The sequence below is a fragment of the Nitrospira sp. genome (assembly GCA_035968315.1).
In the GTDB taxonomy this organism is placed as follows: Bacteria; Nitrospirota; Nitrospiria; order Nitrospirales; family Nitrospiraceae; genus Nitrospira_D.
Genome location: JAVYIN010000002.1, coordinates 308971 through 324254, shown reverse-complemented (window position 1 = coordinate 324254; position 15284 = coordinate 308971). Strand labels below are relative to the sequence as shown.

13 protein-coding genes are annotated in these 15284 nt (G+C 58.1%); 9 read left to right on the top strand and 4 right to left on the bottom strand.

Features of this window, described 5'->3' with window-relative positions:
* Nucleotides 1-16: 16 nt before the first annotated feature.
* The 4 genes from RI101_01835 (at nt 17) to RI101_01820 (ending at nt 5717) form a co-directional block, all read left to right on the top strand.
* Nucleotides 17-1597: an FAD-binding protein gene (locus RI101_01835; GenBank protein MEC4888774.1), complete on the top strand. Its 1581-nt coding sequence runs from the start codon at nt 17-19 to the stop codon at nt 1595-1597.
* A gap of 104 nt (nt 1598-1701) precedes the next feature.
* Entirely contained in the window at nt 1702-2880 is a 1179-nt protein-coding gene (gene sucC, locus RI101_01830; protein ID MEC4888773.1) for an ADP-forming succinate--CoA ligase subunit beta, read from the top strand.
* Nucleotides 2881-3039: 159 nt separating this feature from the next.
* A complete protein-coding gene (gene sucD / locus RI101_01825) occupies nt 3040-3912 on the top strand; it encodes a succinate--CoA ligase subunit alpha (protein MEC4888772.1) in 873 nt (290 codons plus the stop codon).
* Nucleotides 3913-4082: 170 nt separating this feature from the next.
* A complete protein-coding gene (locus RI101_01820; protein MEC4888771.1) occupies nt 4083-5717 on the top strand; it encodes a radical SAM protein in 1635 nt (544 codons plus the stop codon).
* On the opposite strand, the gene RI101_01815 is transcribed toward RI101_01820, so the two are convergent.
* The 3 genes from RI101_01815 to metK all read right to left on the bottom strand — a co-directional run bounded on the left by RI101_01815 (nt 5714) and on the right by metK (nt 9392).
* Complete coding sequence (locus RI101_01815) at nt 5714-6673, bottom strand: VIT1/CCC1 transporter family protein (protein MEC4888770.1); 960 nt, start codon at nt 6671-6673, stop codon at nt 5714-5716. The genes RI101_01820 and RI101_01815 overlap by 4 nt on opposite strands.
* 206 nt (nt 6674-6879) lie before the next feature.
* Nucleotides 6880-8136 (bottom strand): adenosylhomocysteinase, encoded by a 1257-nt coding sequence (gene ahcY, locus RI101_01810; protein MEC4888769.1) that lies wholly within the window; start codon nt 8134-8136, stop codon nt 6880-6882.
* 107 nt (nt 8137-8243) lie between these two features.
* Nucleotides 8244-9392, bottom strand: coding sequence for a methionine adenosyltransferase (metK, locus tag RI101_01805; protein MEC4888768.1), 1149 nt, complete (start codon nt 9390-9392; stop codon nt 8244-8246).
* A 364-nt stretch (nt 9393-9756) separates the two neighbouring features.
* On the opposite strand from metK, the gene RI101_01800 reads away from it, so the two are divergent.
* From RI101_01800 to RI101_01780, 5 genes are all read left to right on the top strand, one after another.
* Nucleotides 9757-11193, top strand: coding sequence for a cytochrome c biogenesis protein ResB (locus RI101_01800; GenBank protein MEC4888767.1), 1437 nt, complete (start codon nt 9757-9759; stop codon nt 11191-11193).
* 81 nt (nt 11194-11274) lie between these two features.
* On the top strand, nt 11275-12189 hold the full coding sequence (ccsB, locus tag RI101_01795; protein MEC4888766.1) for a c-type cytochrome biogenesis protein CcsB: 915 nt from the start codon (nt 11275-11277) through the stop codon (nt 12187-12189).
* Nucleotides 12190-12263: 74 nt separating this feature from the next.
* Complete coding sequence (locus tag RI101_01790; protein ID MEC4888765.1) at nt 12264-12884, top strand: TlpA disulfide reductase family protein; 621 nt, start codon at nt 12264-12266, stop codon at nt 12882-12884.
* On the top strand, nt 12881-13438 hold the full coding sequence (locus RI101_01785; GenBank protein MEC4888764.1) for a TlpA disulfide reductase family protein: 558 nt from the start codon (nt 12881-12883) through the stop codon (nt 13436-13438). Before RI101_01790 ends, RI101_01785 begins: the two co-directional genes overlap by 4 nt.
* A gap of 2 nt (nt 13439-13440) precedes the next feature.
* Nucleotides 13441-14187 carry a cytochrome c biogenesis protein CcdA gene (locus tag RI101_01780; GenBank protein ID MEC4888763.1) on the top strand — a complete coding sequence of 249 codons (747 nt, stop codon included), beginning with the start codon at nt 13441-13443 and terminating at the stop codon, nt 14185-14187.
* Between the two features lie 96 nt (nt 14188-14283).
* Here RI101_01780 and bamD read toward each other — a convergent pair whose 3' ends face one another.
* Complete coding sequence (gene bamD, locus RI101_01775) at nt 14284-15237, bottom strand: outer membrane protein assembly factor BamD (protein ID MEC4888762.1); 954 nt, start codon at nt 15235-15237, stop codon at nt 14284-14286.
* Nucleotides 15238-15284: the final 47 nt, after the last annotated feature.

The window sequence follows — 15284 nt, the reverse complement described above, 5'->3', positions numbered from 1 at the left end:
AGCTGAAAGCAAATTCATGGACATTCACGCGCTGCAACAAATCGTTCACCAGACTCGGGATGCTCGACGCAAGCAAACCATCCCGAAGTTTTCTCCGGCTGACCGCGATCAGCTGATCCACAAGTATCACCCCGACTATCGCGCCAGCGCCTATCGCCCGATTCGATTCGGCCCCAATGCCGATGAAAAGACGGTCGTGGAACTGGCGACCTTGCTCGAAGGCGACAGCCTCATTACCGACGAGATGGATCTGACCCCGCAGTACACGACCGATGTGCTCGTGATCGGGGGCGGCGGCGCTGGCTGCGCGGCGGCGTTGCATGCGCATCATGCCGGGGCCAAGGTGATGCTGGCGACCAAGCTGCGATTGGGCGACTCCAACAGCGTGATGGCGCAAGGCGGGATGCAGATCTCCGTCGCGCCGGAAGATTCGCCGGTCACCCACTTCATCGATACGCTCAAGGGCGGCCACATGCACAACGATCATGACCTGCTCAAGGTCATGGTTGAAGAAGGGCCGTCGATCGCGAAGTGGCTGATCGAGCTGGGCGTGCTGTTCGACCGGCAGGCGGACGGCAATCTGCATGTGAAGAAAGGGGGCGGAAGCTCCAAGCCGCGCCTGCTGACCTGCTCCGATTATACCGGCCTTGAGATCATGCGGGTCCTCAAGGACGAAGTTCTCAATCAGAAAATTCAGCTGCTCGAATTCTGTGCGGCGGTCGAGCTGCTCAGCGACGAACACGGCCAATGCACCGGCGCCATTTTCAAGGATTTGGATAATCATCGCTTCGTCGTCGTGGCTGCCAAGTCCGTCATTCTCGCAACAGGCGGAATTGGCCGGCTGCATATTCAAGGGTTTCCGACGAGCAACCACTATGGCGCGACGGGAGACGGGCTCTGCCTCTCGTACCGCATGGGCGCCAAGCTGGCCCACATCGATACGTTCCAATATCACCCCTCAGGAGCGGTCTATCCCGAGCAGTTGGTTGGGCAGTTGGTGACGGAAGGGATTCGCTCAGAGGGCGGCCATTTGGTGAATGCCAAGGGCGAACGGTTCGTGAACGAACTCGATACCAGGGATGTCGTTTCTTCTTCGATCATTCGGGAGTGTGAAGAGGGGCGCGGCATCCGGACGATGTCCGGACGTGTCGGCGTCTGGCTGGATACGCCGCTCTTGGATGCGGAACATGGACCGGGGACGGTGGAAAAGCATTTCCCGGCCATGATGATGCAGTTCGAGCGGTTCGGCATCGATATCAGCAAAGATCCCGTGTTGATCTATCCGACCCTGCACTATCAGAACGGCGGAGTGAAGATCGATACGAATTCGGAAACCAATGTGAAGAATTTGTTCGTCGCGGGCGAAGCCTCCGGCGGGTTGCACGGGCGGAACCGTCTGATGGGCAATTCGCTGCTGGATTTAATGGTGTTCGGCAAACGCTCAGGATTGACGGCGGCGTCCCGTGCGGCATCGATGTCCCATGGAAAATTGACCGTGCAGCATCTGCAGCGGTTTCGGGCCGACGCTAAAAAACACGGGAATGTCAGCGGCGTCACCTCTCCGATGATCCTGCCGGCATATACTAGAAAAACGTAAGGAGCTTATGGCATATGGCTGATAGCGTATGGCAAGAAAGCCGAATCGCCGTCAGTTCCGTGCCTAAGCCATTAGCCATCAGCTATTAGCTCTTTGAGGTTCAGATGAATGTCCATGAGTTTCAGGCGAAACAGTTGTTTGCGCAATTTGGAGTGCCGGTTCCCCGGGGGAAAGAAGTAACGTCTCCGGAAGCGGCGACGGCTTGGGCCAATGAGCTGAATACGCCCGTGTTTGTCGTGAAAGCGCAGATTCACGCGGGTGGTCGAGGCAAGGCCGGCGGCGTCAAGATCACCAAGGACAAGGCGGCTGTGGCGGGGCTTGCCAAGGAGTTGATCGGGAAAACCCTAGTGACCCACCAGACCGGACCGAAAGGCCGTCAAGTGCATCGCCTCCTTCTTGAAGAGGGCGCAAATATCAGCAAGGAGCTATATCTGAGCATCCTGGTGGACCGCGATTCGGGATGGCCTGTGTTCATTGCCAGCACTGAAGGCGGGATGGAAATCGAAGAAGTGGCGGAAAAGACGCCTGAGAAGATTATCAAGGAATTGATTGATCCCGCCGTGGGGTTCCAGGGCTACAATGGGCGCAACATTGCCTTTGGTCTCGGCCTCAATACGATCGAGCCGGCGGTGATGAATCCCTTTATTCAGATGCTGGGCAATCTCTATCGATTGTTCATGGAAAAACACGCCGCGATGGTTGAAATCAACCCGCTCATCATCACCAAGGAAAAGACACTGGTCGCGCTCGACGGCAAAGTGTCCTTCGATGATAACGGCCTGTTCAAGCATCCCGATGTCCAGCAGATGCGCGATCTCAATGAAGAAGAGCCATTGGAAATCGAGGCGACCGCCAGCAATTTGAACTATGTGAAGCTCGACGGCAACATCGGCTGCATGGTGAACGGCGCGGGCCTGGCCATGGCAACGATGGACGTGATCAAGCTGGCCGGCAGCGAACCGGCGAACTTTCTGGATGTCGGCGGTGGCGCCACGAAAGACACGGTGGCAGCCGGATTCCGGATTCTCCTGAAAGACCCGAACGTCAAGGGCATCTTCATCAACATCTTCGGCGGCATCGTGCGCTGCGAACGCATTGCGCATGGGGTGATCGAAGCAGCCAAAGAAGTGAAAATTACGGTTCCGCTCGTGGTCCGGTTGCAGGGGACCAACGCCGAAGAAGGCCGCAAGCTGTTGGCCGAATCAGGATTGAAGCTGGACGTGGCCAATGATTTGTGGGAAGCGGCGCAGAAGATTGTGAAGTTGACGGGTAAGGCGGCGTAGGAAGTGAGGGAGGCACGGGGTCAAGTCCCTGTGCTCGCGCAACGCGCGGCCTCGAAGGGCCCTCGTTGAACGCGCGCAGTGGGGACTTAGCCCCGTACCTCCCAAGAGTGATGCGAAGCCTTCCCGTGGTGGGGCGGGCGAGAAAGAAAAGAGGACATCGTGAGCATTCTCGTTAATAAGAACACGCGGGTGGTGGTGCAGGGGATTACGGGGAAGGAAGGCTCCTTCCATGCGACGCAGTGCAAGGCCTATGGAACGAAGGTGGTCGCCGGGGTGACGCCGGGTAAGGCAGGGCAGGAAGTCGAAGGCATTCCGGTTTTCAATACCGTGGCCGATGCCGTCAAGAAAGAGGGCTGTGACACGTCGCTGATTTTCGTCCCGCCGCCGTTTTGCGCCGATGCGATTCTGGAGGCCGCCGATGCCGGTGTGAAGTTGATCATCTGCATTACCGAAGGCATTCCAGTGAACGACATGGTCAAGGTGAAGCGCGCCCTCTATGGCCGCGATGTGCGTTTGATTGGGCCGAACTGCCCCGGCGTCATCACGGTCGACGAAGCGAAGATCGGCATCATGCCAGGCTTTATTCACAAGAAGGGTGTGGTCGGCGTGGTGTCCCGCAGCGGGACCCTCACGTATGAAGCCGTGCATCAGCTCTCGACGTTAGGGCTTGGCGAAACGACCTGTGTTGGGATCGGCGGCGATCCGGTCAACGGCACCGGATTTGTGGATGTGCTGCCATTGTTCGAGAAGGATCCCGAGACGCATGCCATCGTCATGATCGGCGAGATTGGCGGCGATGCGGAAGAGAAGGCTGCGGCGTTCATCAAGAAGAACATCAAGAAGCCGGTGATCAGTTTTATCGCCGGCATCACCGCTCCTCCAGGCCGCCGCATGGGCCATGCCGGGGCGATTATTTCCGGCGGCAAGGGCACGGCGACGGAAAAGATGAAGGCGCTCGAAACGGCCGGTGTGAAAGTGGTGAAGAATCCGGCAGAAATCGGTAATGCGGTGAAGGCGGCTCTCGGGCGATAGCCCGGGGGCCCTCTCCCTCCCACGCATTCCATTTATCCCCTTCCCACGCCTCTTCCGGCGTGGTACTCTGTCAATATACATATCAGAGATAGGATCGGCTTCTCCGTCGGAGAGACACGGTGGCAAGTAGTGGAGCCCCGGTCGCTGTCTACCACAGTGAGAGGCTGCCTATGCTCGTGTTTCTGGTCCACGTCCGCGATCCCCAGTTCTACGCCCATCCGGCAAAAACCCGTGCGAAAAATGGCAATATCCGCGTCATGGGCTTCCCGCCCATCGGCATCATGTCGCTCTCGTCCGTCCTGAAACAGGCCGGCCACGAGTGTGTGATGTTTGACCAGGCCAATCCGGACACGCCGAACGACGTCATCGTTGAGGCGATCAAGCAACAAAAGCCGGCCCTTGTGGGCCTGAGCTTTCTGAGCACGACGAGTTACCCCTACGCCAAGATTCTTGCGCGCCAGATTCGTGCGGCGGACTCCACCGTCAAACTGGCCTTCGGAGGCGTGTTTGCGAGCCTCAATGCGGGGTTGGTGAAGCTGCAATGCCGGGAGGTCGATTTCGTGTGCCGTGGCGACGGCGAACAGCTTCTGCTCGATCTTCTGGCCAACCTGCAAGACCCCGAAACCGTTGCGGGTGTGACCTGGATGAAGGATGGCCAGGTCATCAACAACCCGGGCCGCCCGATGGAGCGGCATCTGGATCAATGGCCGTTTCCTGACCGCGAGAGCCTCAAGCTCGACTTTGTCGAGTCGATGCCGCTCGATGTGCCGGCGGTATTGTCGATGGAGCGCTTCACGACGATGCAGACCTCTCGCGGCTGTCCCTGGCCCTGCGTGTTCTGCGACATTCCGGTGTTCAATGAGGGCAAGTGGCGGGCGCGGAGCGCGCAGCATGTCGTCGATGAGCTGAAATATCTTGAAGCGAATGGCTATGGATCGGTCTATTTTGTCGACGATCACTTTCTGCTTCAGCCCAAGCGCATCGAAGCGATTTGCACGGGGGTGACCGACGCCAATCTCAAGATTCAATGGGGCATCGAGGGGCGGGTCGATTCCGTCGCCCAGCATTTGTTCCCCGCCATGGCCAAGGCGCACTGCCGCACGGTCATGTTCGGGATCGAAAGCGGCAGTCAAAAGATTCTGGACCGGCTGAAGAAAGAGCAGACGTTGGCCGAGGTGACGACGGCGGTGAAGAATGCCAAAAAAGCCGGTATCGAAATCGTGCACGGGTTCTTCACGGTCGGGAACCCCGACGAAACGGTCGAGGACATGCAAGCCACCTTCGATTTCGCCTCCAAGCTGCCGCTCGATACCTTCGGGTTTAACCGGCTCTGTGTCTATCGAGGCACGCCCTTATGGCAGGAATATGTGAAGCGCGGGCTCGTCAGCGATGTGACGGATTGGTACAAGTATTTCAAATGTTCGGAGATCGATCCCACCTGTCTGCCCGGTGAAGTCATCAACGACGTGCGGCAGCAGGGCCTCAAAAAGTTGTTCCTGTACAAGCTCACGCACTATCCGCTCCAGACCTATCGATTGCTCCGCCGGTTTCTCCGGTTCATGCCTGTGCGCGACGTGGCCTATCTGATCGCCAAGCCGTTCATGGGAAAGAAGACCGGCGCAACCAAGGCCGAGGTACTCTCGCGCGCGGTGGAACATGCCGAAACGAAGGACGCGGCCGCGCAGCTTACCCAGTTGAGCGACGAGATGTTGCACGACGTGATGGAAGCCTCGCGGCTGGAACGTCTGCGGATTCAACAGGAAGCGGAGGGGTCGCGGGAGTTGCCGATGTTCCAGGCACGCTAGACCGCAATGCCCCAGATGTGCTTGGCCACGATGCCGATGCCGTAGCTCACACTCACGGCGACGGTGATGATCATCAGATTGAGCGCGATGCGCCTGGTGATATCCATTCCGGACAAGAACGATAAGATGGTCGACACCAGCACCACCATGAGTCCGGCCGTAAGGACGGAATACAGGGCATCCTGCGCTCCAATAAGCACGGGCAGAACGGGCACGACAGCGCCCATGAGGTAGGCCGATCCAACGACGAGAGCCGAGGCCAATGGCTGCTCTTCCATCGGCGTCTCGTCAGACTGTTCTCCCAGGAAGATTCTCCTGGCCAGTTCGGTCGATTTCACTTCCTTTTCAGAGTTGAGGGCCAGGAACGCGCCCGCTCCCATCGAGAGTGCACCGGCGACCGCCGTTGTCGACGCGGCGATCAAAACCATGGTGGCGCTGCCGAATGCGCCGAAAAATCCGCTGACGGCGCCGAGGATCTCCACCAACCCGTCGTTCAATCCCAGAAAAATATTGCGAATCTTCTCGGCGTTGATTTTACGCTGGGTCAGCGCGGTGACGAGGACGTCCTCATGTTTGAATTCATCCATCAGGATGCCGCGCAAGGCGTCCGCCAGGGGCTGGCCTTGATACTCCCGCCAGATGGCGAGGTACTTTCGTACGCCATGGACTTCAATCGCTTCGAGCACGAGGTGCACGGCGGTTGACCCGAACATCCGGCAAATCAGCATCATAACGTGCAATTTGATGCGGCGGCCAAGGTCGAGACGGTCGGGAGCAAGATTGAAGAATTTCTTCCAGAAGGCGAGATGCGCCGTTTCAACCTTGATTAATTCATCCAGCGTCTCGTGGACATCCGGCTGAGTGACATCCCGCAATGCTTGGTAGAGCGAGAGGTCGAACAGTTCGTCGAGAATCAGCGTCCGAGGAAGATCGGGATCGTGAGGCATGGCGGCCATAGCACCTCGGTGATCGACGCGGAAGAGAGAGGGATCAACGGAGAAGAGTATAGCGGCTCGGAAGAAGGCGGTCCATGAGGAATATGCCGAAAGAAGCGGGGGAGCTTCTGTACCAGTTGTAGTGGTGTAGCTGGCTATATGAAAACTCGATGGGTCTTGCAAGTGCGGTGAGCGAGCACTGAGAGTGCCCGCCCCGCACGTGCGTTCTATGTGCCCATTTCCCAGCTGGCCAGATATTTTTCTTGTTCCTTCGTCAGCTTGTCGATATGTACTCCCATGCCGGCGAGCTTGAGCCGGGAGATTTCTTTATCGATGACGGCGGGGACCGGGTAGACCTTCTTCTCCAGCATCTTATAGTTCTTCACGATGTATTCCGCGCTCAGGGCCTGATTGGCGAAGCTCATGTCCATGACGCTCGACGGATGGCCTTCGGCGGTCGCGAGATTGACCAAGCGGCCTTCGCCAAGAAGGCTGACGCGATGGCCGTTCTTGAACGTAAACTGCTCGACGCCGTCGCGGACGACTTTCCGCTTCTTGGCCAGTTTCTCCAAGGCTGGAATATCGAGCTCCACGTTGAAGTGACCGCTGTTGCAGACGATGGCGCCGTCTTTCATCTTGGCGAAGTGCTCGCCGCGGATGACTTTTAAGTTCCCGGTCACGGTCACGAAGAAATCGCCGATAGGGGCGGCCTCTTCCATGGGCATGACGCGGTAGCCATCCATGACGGCTTCGAGCGCTTTCAACGGATCGATTTCGGTGACCACCACATCGGCGCCCATGCCCTTGGCGCGCATGGCAATGCCGCGCCCGCACCAGCCGTAGCCGGCCACGACGACGACGGAGCCGCACACGAGGCGGTTGGTCGCGCGAATGATGCCGTCCATGGTGGATTGGCCCGTGCCGTAGCGGTTGTCGAACATGTGCTTGGTGTCGGCATCGTTCACGGAGATGACGGGGAACTTCAGGACCTTTTTCTCGGCCATGCTCCGGAGCCGGATGACGCCGGTGGTGGTTTCCTCGGTGCCGCCGATCACATTGCGCAACAGCTCTTTGCGCTTGGAGTGCAGATGCGAGACGACGTCGGCGCCGTCATCCATCGAGAGGTGCGGCCGATGGGCAATGGCGGATTCGATGTGGCGGTAGTAGGTCGCGTTGTCTTCGCCCTTGATGGCGAAGGTCGGAATGCCTTCATGCTGGACAAGCGCGGCGGCCACGTCATCCTGTGTGCTGAGGGGATTCGACGCGCAGAGGCGGACATCGGCTCCGCCGGCCTTGAGGGTAATGGCCAGATTTGCCGTTTCCGTGGTGACGTGGAGACAGGCGGTGACCCGCACGCCTTTCAGCGGCTGTTGCCGCTTGAATCGTGCGCGAATGAGGCGCAGTACCGGCATGGTGGCCTCGGCCCATTCGATCTTGAGTTTGCCTTGGTCGGCCAGCTTAATGTCTTTCACATCGTAATCCACGGAGTCCTCCAGTGCAGTGATGAGTGACGGGTGATACGTGATAGGCAGCAGGGAAACAGGGTTATCGCCCGTTTCCGTGCTGCCCTATCGGTTGCCTAATGGGGAAACTAGAGCCCCGCGTCTCTGCGCAAGGCTTTGGCCTTGTCGGTCTTTTCCCAGGTGAATTCCGGTTCGTTGCGGCCAAAGTGGCCGTAGGCCGCGGTCTTGCGGAAGATCGGCCGGCGGAGCTTCAGGTGATCGATGATGCCGCGCGGGGTCAGCGGGAAATGTTTGCGGACGAGCTTATCGAGGCTCTCCACGGCCATCTTTTCGGTGTTCTTGGTATCGACGAGCACGGAGACGGGGTCTGCCACGCCGATGGCATAGGCCAGCTGGACCTCGCACTTATCAGCGAGTCCCGCTGCGACGATATTCTTGGCGATGTAGCGCGCCATGTAGGAGGCGGAGCGGTCCACCTTTGTCGGATCCTTGCCGGAGAAGGCGCCGCCGCCGTGGCTGCCATGGCCGCCATAGGTATCGACGATGATCTTGCGGCCGGTGAGGCCGGTGTCGCCCATCGGCCCGCCGACGACGAAACGGCCGGTCGGATTGATGTGGTGTTTCACGCTGGCGGGGTTGTAGAGCCCCTTCGGCATGACGGGCTTGATGACCTTTTCCATGATATCGCGTTCGATCTGCTTGTTGGTGACATCGGGGCTGTGCTGGGTCGAGACGACGATGGTATCGATACGCACCGGCTTGCCGTTCTTGTATTCAACCGTGACTTGGGACTTGCCGTCCGGGCGCACCCAGTTGAGGATCTTCTTCTTCCGGACTTCCGCCAGGCGCTTGGTCAGCCGATGGGCCAGCACGATCGGCATCGGCATCAATTCCGTGGTTTCGTTGGTGGCGTAGCCAAACATCAAGCCCTGGTCGCCGGCGCCGCCTGAGTCCACGCCCATGGCAATGTCGCTGGATTGCTGATGAATGGCGGTCAGGACCGAGCAGGTATGGGAGTCGAACCCCCACGAGGCATCGTTGTAGCCCACGTCCTTGATCACGTCGCGGATGATGTCGGGGATCTCCACATAGGCTTTGGTGGAGATTTCCCCGGCGACGAAGGCAATGCCGGTGGTGAGGATCGTTTCGCAGGCGACGCGGGAATATTTATCTTGGGCGAGAATCGCGTCCAGAATCCCGTCGGAAATTTGGTCGGCGATTTTGTCGGGGTGCCCTTCGGTGACAGATTCGGACGTAAACAGGTAATTGTTTCTCATTCGTTCCCTCTAAATTCTGGTTGTCGAAATCCGTACGTGATATCGGCGCAGGTGTGCTGTGTGCCGGGCGACGGGTCCGTTTCGTAGAATCGTCGAATCTTAGCGGAGATGGCCATTATTGTCCATCATTTCCCTTGTGGGAACATCCTCTCGCGCTCTGACAGGCTTGCTTGACTCTCGATGAACCCCACTTGTAAGATGATCAAATTTTCGCGGACTTAGGCACACTTCAGCAATAGCAATACCCCAGATCGACAGACATCGCGCAGATTGGGTGGGTGTGCGTCCGGCTCTTCGGGAGAAGGGCGGGGACCGCATCTCCTGTATGCGATGGAATCTGTCGGAGGGGGAGAAATAAATCTACATGAATAGCCAATCTGATGCCCTTCCTACGGAACCGGCCCCTCCGCGTCCATCGACTCCGGGATTAGGCTGGGACGAATTTTCCCGCGAGTTAGTCGATTTTTTCGCATCGGTCAAACTCGCCATTTTCCTCTTCCTCTTTATCGCGATCACCGCCACGATCGGGACCGTGATCCAGCAAGGGGAGCGGGCCGAGGTCTATATCCAGGAATACGGGGAGAACGCGTATCGGTGGTTTCTCCGGCTCGGGTTCACGGACGTCTATCACACCTGGTGGTTTACCAGCCTGCTCGGTCTTTTGTGTGTGAACTCCCTTACCTGCTTCTACAAGCGGTTTCCTTCCGTGTGGCGCTCCATGAAGCAGGACAAGGTGGGCGTCACGATGGCGTTCGTCAAGAATCTGAAGCAGCAGGCCGAGATTCCCGTCGAGAACACCAAGGAGTCGGTTGCTCAGAGTCTCGTGCAGCACTTCGTGTCAAAAGGCTATCGGGTCCTGGCGAAGAACGAGCCGGGCGAAGTCACCGTCTATGCGACCAAGGGGGTGATGGGACGGGTCGGCGCCCACATGGCGCACCTGAGCGCGACGGTGATCGTGCTCGGCGGTCTGCTCGGCAGCTATTATGGGTTTCAGGAATTCGGCGTCTGTCTGGAAGGCCAGACGTACCATATTCCGCGCGGCAACTTCGATCTGAAGGTCGATAAGTTCTGGATCGACTATCACGAAAATGGCTCGGTCAAGTCCTATAACAGTACGCTGACGGTGCTGGAGGGCGGGCAGGCAAAGGCCACGAAGACCATTACGGTCAATGATCCGCTGGTGTACAACGGCATTTGGTTTTATCAATCCAGCTATGGTGATGCGTGGGACCAGGTGGAAGTCGCCCGCATTAATATCAAGGATAAGGAAACCGACAAGGTTCTGAAGACGGTCGACCTCGAATGGCAGAAGGAGCAGACGCTGCCTGATCTCAATCTGAAGCTGTCGATTACGGATTTCGTGGCGGACTTCGCCTTCAACTCCACGGAGAAAAAAGTCTATTCCAAGACGATTGAGCACGCCAACCCGGCGATCAAGCTCGTTCTGACCGAGCGCGATTCGGTGCAGGCGACCCCCTGGCTGTTCCAGCAGTTCCCCGACCTGTTTGAAATCAAGGATTCCAAGTACCAATTCGAGTTGGTCGGGTATAAGCCGCGGAAGTTTACCGGATTGCAGATCGCCAAGAATCCGGGGATCAACGTCGTGTGGACCGGGTGTACGATGATCGTGGTGGGGATCACCCTCTCCTCGTTCATTTTTCATCGGCGGATTTGGACGAAGATCGTGCCGACGCCCACCGGTGTCGTGGTGCACATCGGCGGCACGACCCATAAGAGTCAGATCGACTTCAATAAGGAGTTCCGCAAGCTGACGGAGAAGATTCAGACGTTCAAGGCGTGAGCGGGTGGCGGCTGAGGCCTCTCCTTGGGTATGATAGACAGGCGCAGAAGCCTGCGCAGACGATAGACGGAGGACGTGATCATGATGCGATCGTTGTTCTTGTTCGATATGACGTTCTGGCTCTACCTGGCAGCCCTCGTGCTGTATATCGGTTATCTGTTTGCGCGCCGCCCGACGATGGCCCTGGCTCCGGCGGGGCATCCCAGCGACAACTTCGATGAGCGTGATGGCGCCTGGGCCACGCAGTTGGGGCAGGTGGCTACTCTGGTGACGGTCTTTGGCTGGCTGGTGAATACCGGGGCGCTGTTCACCCGCGCGTTTGAACGCATGGAGCATTCCGGCACGTTTGCCCCCTGGTCAAATCAGTTTGAAGCGATGGCCTATGTGTCTTGGGCCATTATTCTCGGCTACGTTATTCTGGAATTGCGCTACAAGATTAAGGCGGTCGGCGCCTTCGTTGTCGGAATCGGGTTCATTGCAATGGGGGCGGCGTCGCTCTTGCCCTATCGCTATCAGACAGCCGAGCCGCTGGTGCCGGCCCTCAATAGCTATTGGATCTACATTCATGTGTCCGTCACCTTGACGAGTTATGCGGCCTTTGCCATGGCCGGCGGGCTGGGCCTCATGTATCTTTTTAAAGAGCGGGCGGAGCGCCAAGGGAAGACAACGGGCTTTTACGCGGCCTTTCCCGATCTCGAGACCATCGATGAGCTGGGCTACAAGGCCATCACCATCGGGTTTCCACTGCTGGCCTTCGGCATCATTCTCGGCGCCATGTGGGCGAATTACGCCTGGGGCGGCTACTGGAGCTGGGACCCGAAAGAAACCTGGTCGCTGATCGTCTGGCTGATTTACGGCGCCTACATCCATGCGCGCATGACGCGCGGGTGGGAAGGCCGCAAAGCGGCGATCTATGCCGTCTTTGGATTCTTGATGGTCGTATTCTGTTTCTGGGGCGTCAACTTTCTCCTGTCCGGGCTGCACGCCTACGCGTAAACGAATAGGACACAAGGGGGTGGGGCCTGTGGCATCGACGATCCTGTTGCCGCACGTCTCAGCCGGTATTACCTATGGCTGATCAATCCGTCACTCCACCGCCGGCAACGTTGTCGCGCGTATTTATTCTTGGCGCGGGGGCGCTGGTGCTCGCGGCGACCTTTGTCATTGTGTGGCTGCAAAGCGCCAAGTATGAACCGCTTGTCGTCGGCAAGACGGCGCCGGATTTTGCGCTCACCGATCTGAACGAAAAGCCCTACCGCTTGTCTGACTTTCGCGGGAAGGTCGTCTTCCTGAATTTTTGGGCCACCTGGTGCGCGCCCTGTCGAGAGGAAATGCCCTCGATGGAAGTGCTCAACAAGAATTTCGAAAAAGACGGCCTCGTCATTCTGGCGGTCAGCATCGACCGGGTGACGACGGCCAAAGATATTCCCCCGTTTGTGAAGGGGCTCAATCTCACGTTCCCCGTGCTGCTCGATTCCTGGGGGAAGACGGACAAGCCCTATAAGCGGATGGGAGTGCCGGAAACCTTTATCATCGACCAGCAGGGCGTCATTCGAGAAATTATTATCGGGCCGAAAGATTGGACGCGCATCGATAACCTCAAGACCATCACAACTTTGCTCAATGTCATGCCCAAGACGGCGGACGGCGGCAGCACTCCGGGGATGGCTTCCAAGGCAGGTGGGCTATGACGCGGCGGCTGTGTGGACTTGGCCTGCTGGGGTTGTCAGTCACGGCATGGGCAATGTCATCTTGGGCGGCAGGTCCTGAGCCGGTTTCTGTGCAGGCTGAATCGGTTGCGGAGCGCGGTGTGGTCAGAGTGGGGGATGAGGCGCCGAATTTTCAATTGCGCGATCTTGCGGGCAACATGGTGTCCCTCTCGCAGTTGCGCGGGAAAGTGGTGCTGCTGAATTTCTGGGCGACGTGGTGCGGCCCCTGCCGGATCGAGATGCCGGCCATGGAACAGCTCTACCGCAGTTATGCGCGCAAAGACTTTGAGATTCTCGCGGTCTCCACCGACGCGCAAGGGGCGGCGGTGACCAGGCCGTTCCAGCAGGAAATGGGCTTCACCTTTCCCATTGTGCATGATGCCGATTATCGTGTCGGCTTGATGTATGGGGCGCGGTCCTTGCCCATGACCTTCATGGTGGACCGCAATGGGATCGTCCGGCAGAAGGTGCCAGGCGCCAGAAATTGGGATGCGCCTGAGGCGCGTGAGCTGATCCAAGCCATGCTGAAATATTAGCGATGCTGCAATCGATGCCCCAGATTTCGTTAGTCGCCGCATTTTCGGCGGGGCTCTTGTCGTTCGTATCGCCCTGCGTGCTGCCTCTGGTGCCCTCTTACATTTCCTATATCACCGGCTTGTCGGTGGAACAGCTGACCGACGCCGGCGAGCGCAGCAAGTTCAAGACGGCGATCGTGGTGAACGCGCTGCTGTTTATTGCCGGATTCTCCTCCGTCTTCATCGCCTTTGGCGCGTCGGCCAGTTTTATCGGCCAGATGCTGATTACCTATCAGGATCATATCCGCCGCATCGGCGGCATTATGATCATCGTGTTCGGCCTCTATCTGTTGGGCATCTTGAATCTGAATTTTCTGAAGATGGAGCACCGGTATCAGTTTCGCAACCGCCCGGCCGGCTATTTGGGGTCGTTCCTGATCGGCGTGGCGTTCGCGGCCGGGTGGACGCCCTGTGTCGGGCCGGTGCTGGGGACCATTCTTCTGTATGCCAGCACGACCGACTCGCTGCTCAACGGCATCGTGCTCTTGGCCTGTTATTCCCTCGGTCTCGGTCTGCCGTTGTTTTTGACCGCCCTGGGTGTCGATCGCTTCCTGGCCTATTTCAAGGAAGTGCGGGCCTATCTCTGGGGCGTCTCAACGGTAAGCGGCGTGTTTCTGATCATCGTCGGCATCATGATCTACGCCAATTCGCTGACGATGATCACCAGCTTCCTCGAACAACACGGAATCGGCTGGACCTTGGGCCAGTAATCTAGCGATCACCTATCAGCTCGGCACGAAAGTCATTCTCGCCAAGCGGTTTCTTCATCGCTCAGCACTCAATTCTCAGGACTCGCTGCTAATTGGTTAGCACCAGGCGCCGAGGCGGCAGGCTGTAAAGGCTTGGCCAAGGCTATTGGCTGAAGGGAGCCGCAGTCCGTTGAGCGTCGATGCGGCATTGGAGAGGTCGGGGAGAGCCGTTCCATTCCCGGAGGGGGATGAGGGAGGAGTATCGGCAAATGTTGGCGCGCTGGGATCCTTGGCGGCCATCATGCCGGCCGCAGATCCGCCGAGTTTGGCCAGGAGCGTTTTCCCCTTGCCTGCCACTGTGCTATCGGGATATTTCTGCGCCAAGAGTGTGAGATAGTTCGCGGCCCAATCGTCCGCGCCCATCTCGTGATAGCTCAATGCCAGAAAGTAAAGGGCGTCGGGTGCAACCGGCTTATCCGGGTAGATCTTCAAAATCTGCTCGAACCGGTGGACGGCGGCGAGATAGGACTCGCGGCGATAATAGAACTGGCCCACGAGCAGGTGGGTCTGGGCGAGCCAATCGTGGCATTCCTGGATTTTCTGTTGGGCCTGGGCGTCATAGCGGCTGTTGGGGAAGTCCTTTCGCATCCGTTCCAACGCCGTGATGGCTTTTTGCAGGGGTTCGGGGTCCCGGTCAATGGATTTGGCCATCTTGAAGTGGGTTTCGCCGATGCGAAAGGCCGCATAGGGCGCAAGAATATGCGTTTTGTGAAGGTCGAGGAAGTGGTTAAACTCCACCAGGGCCTCGGCATATTCTTCTTTTTCGAAGAAGGCTTCGCCGCGTTTCATGATCACATTCGGGTCATAGTTCTTTTCTGTCCCGAAGGCATCTCCCAGAAAGATCTGCTCGTCGGTGCCCCCGATGGGTTTCTTGCCAGCCGTTTTTTCTTTTGGCGTGCTGGAACAGGCTGTGGCCAGAAGCGACAGAAGGACAAGGCCAAGCGCCAGCAAGCCTATCGAACGCCAGCCGTCTGAGCAGTGCCGGGATGGGGAGATATGAGAGGGTATCATCACTGTGTGAATTCATAACAAGAGTTACGGTGAAAAGCAATGCCGGA

Bases quoted from the DNA above. Each gene is read 5' to 3' on its own strand.
- RI101_01835 (MEC4888774.1), top strand. From the start codon at position 17: ATGGACATTCACGCGCTGCAACAAATCGTTCACCAGACTCGGGATGCT.
- sucC (MEC4888773.1), top strand. From the start codon at position 1,702: ATGAATGTCCATGAGTTTCAGGCGAAACAGTTGTTTGCGCAATTTGGA.
- RI101_01820 (MEC4888771.1), top strand. From the start codon at position 4,083: ATGCTCGTGTTTCTGGTCCACGTCCGCGATCCCCAGTTCTACGCCCAT.
- RI101_01815 (MEC4888770.1), bottom strand. From the start codon at position 6,673: ATGGCCGCCATGCCTCACGATCCCGATCTTCCTCGGACGCTGATTCTC.
- metK (MEC4888768.1), bottom strand. From the start codon at position 9,392: ATGAGAAACAATTACCTGTTTACGTCCGAATCTGTCACCGAAGGGCAC.
- RI101_01800 (MEC4888767.1), top strand. From the start codon at position 9,757: ATGAATAGCCAATCTGATGCCCTTCCTACGGAACCGGCCCCTCCGCGT.
- ccsB (MEC4888766.1), top strand. From the start codon at position 11,275: ATGATGCGATCGTTGTTCTTGTTCGATATGACGTTCTGGCTCTACCTG.
- RI101_01790 (MEC4888765.1), top strand. From the start codon at position 12,264: ATGGCTGATCAATCCGTCACTCCACCGCCGGCAACGTTGTCGCGCGTA.
- RI101_01785 (MEC4888764.1), top strand. From the start codon at position 12,881: ATGACGCGGCGGCTGTGTGGACTTGGCCTGCTGGGGTTGTCAGTCACG.
- RI101_01780 (MEC4888763.1), top strand. From the start codon at position 13,441: ATGCTGCAATCGATGCCCCAGATTTCGTTAGTCGCCGCATTTTCGGCG.
- bamD (MEC4888762.1), bottom strand. From the start codon at position 15,237: ATGATACCCTCTCATATCTCCCCATCCCGGCACTGCTCAGACGGCTGG.